We start from the raw sequence: 6,926 nt of genomic DNA, 5'->3' as shown, positions 1-6,926 counted from the left end.
GCCGACGATGGACCATGCGCTGGAAAGCACCCCTGAACGCCTTCCAGATCGCCTTCGAAGGCCGACTCACCCCGGCCAACAACTGACCACCTCAACAACCAAGATCAGCCGTTAACTTGACACTCCCACCAGAGGTGCAAGATCGGCGGTGAATTGAGGGGGAGGCGTCGTGGGGTACGAGGTGTTGGCGGGGACGCGGGCGCCGGTGCGGGTGTGGACGGATCCTTATGGGATCGAGGAGCAGGCGGCGCGGCAGCTGCGCAACATCGGGGTGTTGCCGTGGGTGCAGGGGGTTGCCGTGATGCCGGACGTGCACTTCGGTAAGGGGGCGACGGTCGGGTCGGTGATCGCGATGCGGCAGGCCTTGTCGCCGGCCGCCGTCGGCGTGGACATCGGTTGCGGCATGTCGGCGGTACGCACCTCGCTGACCGCCGACGATCTGCCCGACGACCTCGCGGGGCTGCGTCGGGCCATCGAGGATGCCATTCCGGTCGGCTTCGCCCAGCGTGACGATCCGGTCGACCCGCGTCGGGTTCGGGGTCTGGAGCAGCGCGGCTGGATCGACTTCTGGCAGCGCTTCGCCGACCTGGACCGTCGGGTGGCGCAGCTGGAGACGCGGGCCCGCCGGCAGTTGGGCACCCTCGGCGGCGGCAACCACTTCATCGAGGTCTGCCTGGAGTCCGGCGGCACCGACGACGGCCGGGTCTGGCTGATGCTGCACTCCGGGTCGCGCAACATCGGCAAGGAGCTGGCCGAGCGGCACATGGCGGTGGCCCGGCGGCTGCCGCACAACGCCGACCTGCCCGACCGGGACCTGGCGGTGTTCCTGTCCGGCACGCCGGAGATGGACGCCTACCGGCGGGACCTGTGGTGGGCGCAGGAGTACGCGCGGCGCAACCGGGCGGTCATGCTCGCCGTGCTGATGAACCTGGTACGGGACCGGTTCGAGCAGGTCAGCTACGACGAGCCGATCAGCTGCCACCACAACTACGTGGCCGAGGAGCGCTACGACGGGGTGGACGTGCTGGTCACCCGCAAGGGCGCGATCCGGGCCGGTGCCGGTGACCTGGGCATCATCCCCGGATCGATGGGCACCGGGTCGTACATCGTGCGGGGCAGGGGCAACGAGGCGGCGTACTGCTCGGCGTCGCACGGGGCGGGGCGGCGGATGTCGCGCGCCCAGGCCAAGCGGACGTACACCACCGACGACCTGGCCGCGCAGACCTCCGGGGTGGAGTGCCGCAAGGACGCCGGGGTGGTCGACGAGATCCCCGGCGCGTACAAGGACATCACCGAGGTGATGGCCCAGCAGGAGGACCTGGTCGAGGTGGTGGCCCACCTCAAGCAGGTGGTCTGCGTCAAGGGCTGACCAACCACACGCCATGGTCACCCGGCGCCCGCACGCGCGCTGGGCGACGATGAAGACGTGGCAGTGCAGCCGTCCGGCACGCCGAGCCAAACGACCTGCACTGCCACGCCACGGCCCCCCACCCCGTCGATCTTGCACTTTCTGTCGCTGTATAAGCCGCATAAGCCCACGTATCGGCGACCAGAAGTGCAAGATCGACGGGACGGGAAGGCGGGGGAGAGAGGGAGGGGGCAGGGGGTGGGGGAGGTTCGGGCGGCGCTTGCGCAGGTGGCGGATGCTGAGCGGGCGGCGGGGGTGAGTCGGTACCTGCGGATGGTGCCGGGTGGGTATGGCGAGGGGGATCGGGCCATCGGTGTCACCGTGCCGGAGCAGCGGCGGGTGGCCGGGCGGTACTGGCGTCAGTTGTCTCTGAACGATGTGGCGACGTTGTTGGGTGGCGAGGTGCACGAGGAGCGGCTGACCGCGATCTTCGTGCTGGTGCGGAAGTTCGCCAAGGGCGACGAGGTGCAACGCGAGGCGATCTACCGGCTGGTGCTGGCCAACACGGAGCGGATCAACAACTGGGACCTGGTGGACTCGTGCGCGCCGTACCTCGTCGGGCCCTGGCTGATCGACAAGGACCGCGCGGTCCTCGATCGGTGGGCCGGTTCCGAGCTGGTGTGGGAGCGGCGGATGGCGATCATGGCGACCTTCGCCTTCATCAGGGCCGGCGACTTCGGGTGGACCCTGCGGCTCGCCGAGCGGTTGCTGGGCGACCCGCACGACCTCGTCCACAAGGCCGTCGGCTGGATGCTGCGTGAGGTGGGCAACCGGGACCGGGCGGCGGCCGAGGAGTTCCTGTCCCGGTGGCACCGGGACATGCCTCGGGTGATGCTGCGGTACGCGATCGAGAAATTCGAGCCGGAGCGACGACAGCAGTATCTGTCCGGTGTGCTCACTCCGTACCGGTGAGGTACGCGGGCTACAGCCAGCCCTTGTGGTACGCCACCCGGGCCGCCTCGTGCGGGTCCGGCGCCCCGGTCTTCGACACGGCGGCCACCACGTGCGCCTGAAGGGTCGCGCTCGACAACCCGAAGACCGACCGCAGCGCCGCTACCGGCATGCCGTCGTGCAGCGCGGCCAGGATGCCGCGTTCGCGCTGGGTCAGCGGGCCGGGTCGGGGACGTTCGGCCGGCCCGGCCGACGCGGAACTGCTGTCGGCGAGTTCGATGTCGATGACCCGGCGTCCGGCGTACACGTCCCGGATGGCGCGGCACAGCCGATCGCTCGGCGCGTCCTTGACCAGGAAACCGGCCACCCCGGCCTGCATGGCCCGGTCGAAGTTGCCAGGCGTGCCGACGCTGGTCAGCACCAGGATGCGGACCGGCGAACCGGCGTCCTTGAGCCGCTGGGCGGCGACGATGCCGTCCATGCCGGGCAGGTCGATGTCGACCACCGCGACGTCCGGCCGGTGCTGTTCGATCTCGGCCAGGATGGTGTCACCGCGCTCGGTCTCCGCGACCACGGTGATGTCGCTCTCCAACGACATCAGGGCCACCAACGCACCCCGGATGAGGTTCTGATCCTCAGCCACCAACACCCTGATCATGGCTTCTCCTCGGTTGTCAGCACGGTACGAGCACGGTGAGGACGAATTCGCCGCCGGCACGGTGCCCGGCGGTGAGGGTTCCGCCCAGCGGGGCCAGTCGTTCGGCCAGACCGGTGAGCCCACTGCCACCGATGTCGTCGGTGGGCGCGGGGGAGGCTGCGCCGTCGTTGGCGACGTCGAGGCGTACCTGGTCGTCGGAGCGGTGCATGCTGATGCGGCAGCGGCTGGCGCTGCTGTGGCGCAGCAGGTTGGTCGCCGCCTCCCGGACGGCCCAGGCGAGCACCTCCTCGACCGGCGCGGGCAGGGCCTCGACCGGTGTCGCGACCTCGCACCGCACGCCGGCGGCGACCAGGACGGACTGCACGCCCTCCAGTTCCCGTTGCAGCGAGTCGCGGCGGTAGCCCTTGACGACCGTGCGGACATCGCGCAGCGAGTCGCGGGCGATGCCGTACACGTCGTTGAGTTCCGACCGGGCGCGGGCCGCGTCGCGATCGAGCAGCCGCAGGGCGAGTTCGCTCTTGAGCGCGATGGCGGAGAGGTTGTGGCCCAGGGTGTCGTGCAGGTCGCGGGCGAACCGGACCCGTTCCGCGTCGACGGCGAGGCGGGCGACCTCGGCCCGGGCGGCGAACAGTTCCTCGATGAACGCGACGAGCACGATGATGCCGGCCAGCGCGGCGCCGGTGAGCACGTCCTGCACGGTCAGGAAGACGACGCCCGGGGTGTCGAGCATGATCCGTTCCACCGTGATCAGGACGAGCACCCCGACGGCCAGGAGCAGGCCGTAGCGTGGACGGAAGGTGACCGCCACGGCGGCGAGCGCCAGGAAGCCGATCACCTGCCAGTTCCGGTCGACGAGCACGGGCAGCAGCAGCACGATGCCGGTGACCAGCAGGGCGTCGTCACGCCTGCGGTTGCTCCACGGATGGCGCATGGCGTGGGTGACGAGCCGGATGAAGGCGGTGGCCACGACCGCGAAGCCGCCGGCGCCGACGGTCACCACCCACCAGGAGCGGCCCTCGGTGACCGCGGTGACGATGGGCAGCAGACCGAAGGCGAGCATGACGACCGTGAAGACGTACGCGACGGTACGGGTGACCACGACCGCCCGGGCCCGGCGGACCTGCCCGGCGGCGGACGTGTCAGCGCCCGCCGCCGGGGTGAGGGACTGAACGGTGCCGGAGGTCATCTCAGGCACTCATCCCGACACAGGCACCCGGGCAGCTGACGGTGCCGATCGTGGCCATCGCCGCGCCGGCCGTGGTGCTCAGGTCCTCGACGGCGATCTCGCCCGGCGCGGGCGGAAGATCGGGAATCTCGTCGCCGGTGCCGAGCACGATGCCGTACTCGGCAAGCACAGCGGCGGGATCGAGCTGGTATCGATTGGCGAGGGTGGGATCGGACCACGCGTCGGCGACCAACCGAGCAAAGCGGGTACGGTGTTCCGCCGGTACAGAGGCCATCGGTTTCTCCCTCCACGCGACCGGGCCGGGGCGCCCCGCGCTGCCTGGCGCTGACGGGGGACAGCGGGACAGGCGGCGCGGGACGCCGGCACCGGGTGGGTCAGTTGACGATCGGCTCTTCGATGCCGAACGTGCCGGCGGTGCTGGCGGTGAAGGCGGTACCACCGATGGTGCTGATCGAGCTCGCGCTGCCCAGCGTGCCCTCGGCGGCGCCGGCCGCGACGGCCTCCAGCGCCTCCATGCTCAGGTCGCCGCTCGGCTTCGGCGGCAGCAGCGGCGGGGCCACCGCGGCGGGGTAGTCGATGCCGTGCTCGGCCAGCACCTCGTACGGGGTGTTCTGGTAGCGGTCAGCGAACTCGGTGTCGGACCAGGCGCTCGACACGATCTTGGCAAACTTCCGGCGGTCCTCGTCCGACAGGACGTAGATCCCTTCGGCCATGACGATCCTCCTCGTACCGCGCCGGCGGGGCCGGCGCTTGGCGATGTGCGAGGAGCGGACATCTGGACTGTCCGCTGCTCCGGTGGACGCAGGATTGCGGCACCGGGCCGCCTCCGGAGAGTCACCGGTCTGCTGCTCTCCGGCGGATCGGCCACACACATGGTGGCGTCAGGCGAGCGATCTCAAACAGTCATCATCGACACGATCTGTGCATGACGAGTGTCATGTGCGACCGCCGGACGGTGGACACGACGACGCCACCCTCGCGTGGTGCGAGGGTGGCGTCGGTCCTGGTCAGGCGCTGATCCAGCCCCGGTCGCGGGCAATGCGGATCGCGTCCACCCGGTTGCGGGCCCCGATCTTCGACATGATGGCCGACAGGTAGTTGCGGACGGTCCCCGGTGCCAGATAGAGCTTCGCGGCCACGTCGGAGACGTCGGAGCCCTTGGCGACGTGGGTGAGGACGTCGCGCTCGCGTTCGGTCAACGGGTTGGGGCCATGGTGGAACGCCGCCACGACGATCTCGGAGTCGATCACCCGTTCGCCCCGGTGCACCCGCCGGATGGCGTCGGCCAACCGGGTCGGTGGGGCGTCCTTGGGCAGGAAGCCGGAGACCCCGATCAGCATCGCCCGGGCGATGTTCGCCGAGTCGGCGTGGCTGGTCAGCATGATGGTCCGGCAGGTCGGCAACTGTTGGCTCAGCGCGCCGGCCGCCGCCAGGCCGTCGATGCCGGGCAGTCCGATGTCGAGCACGGCCACGTCGGGCCGGTGTGTCAACGCGTTGGGCAGGATCGCGGTGCCCTCGGCCACCTCCGCCACCACCTCGAGGTCCGGCTCCAGGGACAGCAGCGCGACGAGCGCACCGCGAACCATGTGCATGTCCTCGGCCAGCAAAATCCTGATCATCGGGTTGCCTCCACCATCGCTGCCTTCGTGGCCAGGCTCGGCACGAAGACCACAAGTTCGAAAGATCCGCCACCGACCGGGCCGGCGTGCAGCCGCCCGTCCAGTTCGAGCAGCCGCTCCCGCAGACCTTCCAGACCGTTGCCCGCCGGATGCGGTGGTCCGGGAGGTACGCCGTCGTTGACGATCCGCAGTACGAGGCCGTCGTCCTGCGGTCGTAGGGTGATCGAGCAGTGCCGGGCGATGCTGTGCCGCAGCACGTTGGTGGCACCCTCCCGCAGGGCGAACGCCAACGGGGTGGCGGCGTCGGACGGCAGGGTGTCCAGTGGCACCGTGTCCACCTCGCACTCGATGCCGGCCGAGGTGAGCACCGAGGTCACCCCGGTCATCTCGCCGGCGAGCGAGACGCTGCGATACCCGGCCACCACCTCCCGGATGTCGCGGTGCGCCTCCCGGGCCAGCCCGACCACCTCGTTGATCTCCCGCTCCGCGGACTCCGGGCGGCTGTGCAGGACGGCGGCGGCCAACTCGCCCTTGAGCGCGATCGCGCAGAGCTGGTGCCCGAGCACGTCGTGCAGATCGCGGGCGAAGCGCAGCCGTTCGACGTCGACGGCCCGGTGGGCGAGCGTGGCCCGCAGCCGGTGCACCTCCCACACCAGGGTCGCCATCTTCACGAAACCGAAGACCACCGCGCCGGTCAGCGCGACGCCGAGCGTGGCGTACGCGATGTCGCTTGGTTCTTCGTGCACGAGCAGGGCGAACGGGATCTCCGCCAGCACCACCGCGAGGTAGGCGACATAGGACAGCGGCGAACGCAGGGTGATCAGCAGCGAGGCGGCCAGGAAGGACGGCACGCCCAGCCACGCGTCGCCGGCCAGCGGGGCCGGCGCGTACGACAGGATCGCCTGCAACAGCAGGGTCCACGACCAGGTGACCGGCGGCTCGCCGCGCAGCCCGTGCCAGGTGTGCCGGAACTGCAACAGCGCCACCCCGGTCAGCGCGAGCAGGGCCAGCCCGGCGTTCGGCACCGGCTGTGTGGTGATCACGCGGGAAGCGGGAATGCTCAGGTAGGCGATGGAGAGGAGGAAGACCAGCGTCTGGGCGGTCCGTACGGCGACGCCCGTCGTCGCACTCGCCGCATGGGGCGCACTGCCCACGTCGACCATC

Annotated in this window: 8 protein-coding genes; 2 read left to right on the top strand and 6 right to left on the bottom strand. The window is 70.4% G+C overall.

The features are described from left to right. Positions 1 to 169 precede the first annotated feature (169 nt). Positions 170 to 1,369 (top strand): RtcB family protein, encoded by a 1,200-nt coding sequence (locus tag EG812_RS25245; protein ID WP_126713011.1) that lies wholly within the window; start codon positions 170 to 172, stop codon positions 1,367 to 1,369. Between the two features lie 237 nt (positions 1,370 to 1,606). After that, positions 1,607 to 2,320: a DNA alkylation repair protein gene (locus EG812_RS25240; protein WP_126713010.1), complete on the top strand. Its 714-nt coding sequence runs from the start codon at positions 1,607 to 1,609 to the stop codon at positions 2,318 to 2,320. Positions 2,321 to 2,330: 10 nt separating this feature from the next. On the opposite strand, the gene EG812_RS25235 is transcribed toward EG812_RS25240, so the two are convergent. The 6 genes from EG812_RS25235 to EG812_RS25210 all read right to left on the bottom strand — a co-directional run bounded on the left by EG812_RS25235 (position 2,331) and on the right by EG812_RS25210 (position 6,916). Next, positions 2,331 to 2,957: a response regulator transcription factor gene (locus EG812_RS25235; RefSeq protein ID WP_013733758.1), complete on the bottom strand. Its 627-nt coding sequence runs from the start codon at positions 2,955 to 2,957 to the stop codon at positions 2,331 to 2,333. Between the two features lie 16 nt (positions 2,958 to 2,973). Next, entirely contained in the window at positions 2,974 to 4,143 is a 1,170-nt protein-coding gene (locus EG812_RS25230) for a sensor histidine kinase (RefSeq protein ID WP_126713009.1), read from the bottom strand. 1 nt (position 4,144) lies between these two features. Beyond that, entirely contained in the window at positions 4,145 to 4,417 is a 273-nt protein-coding gene (locus EG812_RS25225) for a TIGR04351 family putative TOMM peptide (RefSeq protein WP_126713008.1), read from the bottom strand. 100 nt (positions 4,418 to 4,517) lie between these two features. Next, positions 4,518 to 4,856 carry a TIGR04351 family putative TOMM peptide gene (locus tag EG812_RS25220; RefSeq protein WP_013733761.1) on the bottom strand — a complete coding sequence of 113 codons (339 nt, stop codon included), beginning with the start codon at positions 4,854 to 4,856 and terminating at the stop codon, positions 4,518 to 4,520. 294 nt (positions 4,857 to 5,150) lie between these two features. Next, entirely contained in the window at positions 5,151 to 5,762 is a 612-nt protein-coding gene (locus EG812_RS25215) for a response regulator transcription factor (RefSeq protein WP_013733762.1), read from the bottom strand. Beyond that, positions 5,759 to 6,916 carry a sensor histidine kinase gene (locus EG812_RS25210; protein ID WP_158632537.1) on the bottom strand — a complete coding sequence of 386 codons (1,158 nt, stop codon included), beginning with the start codon at positions 6,914 to 6,916 and terminating at the stop codon, positions 5,759 to 5,761. Before EG812_RS25210 ends, EG812_RS25215 begins: the two co-directional genes overlap by 4 nt. Between the last annotated feature and the right edge of the window lie 10 nt (positions 6,917 to 6,926).

This window comes from Verrucosispora sp. FIM060022 (assembly GCF_003977705.1).
GTDB classification, from domain to species: Bacteria; Actinomycetota; Actinomycetes; order Mycobacteriales; family Micromonosporaceae; genus Micromonospora; species Micromonospora gifhornensis.
Note: the sequence above shows the minus strand (reverse complement) of the source record. Positions and strands in the feature narration are given on the sequence as shown.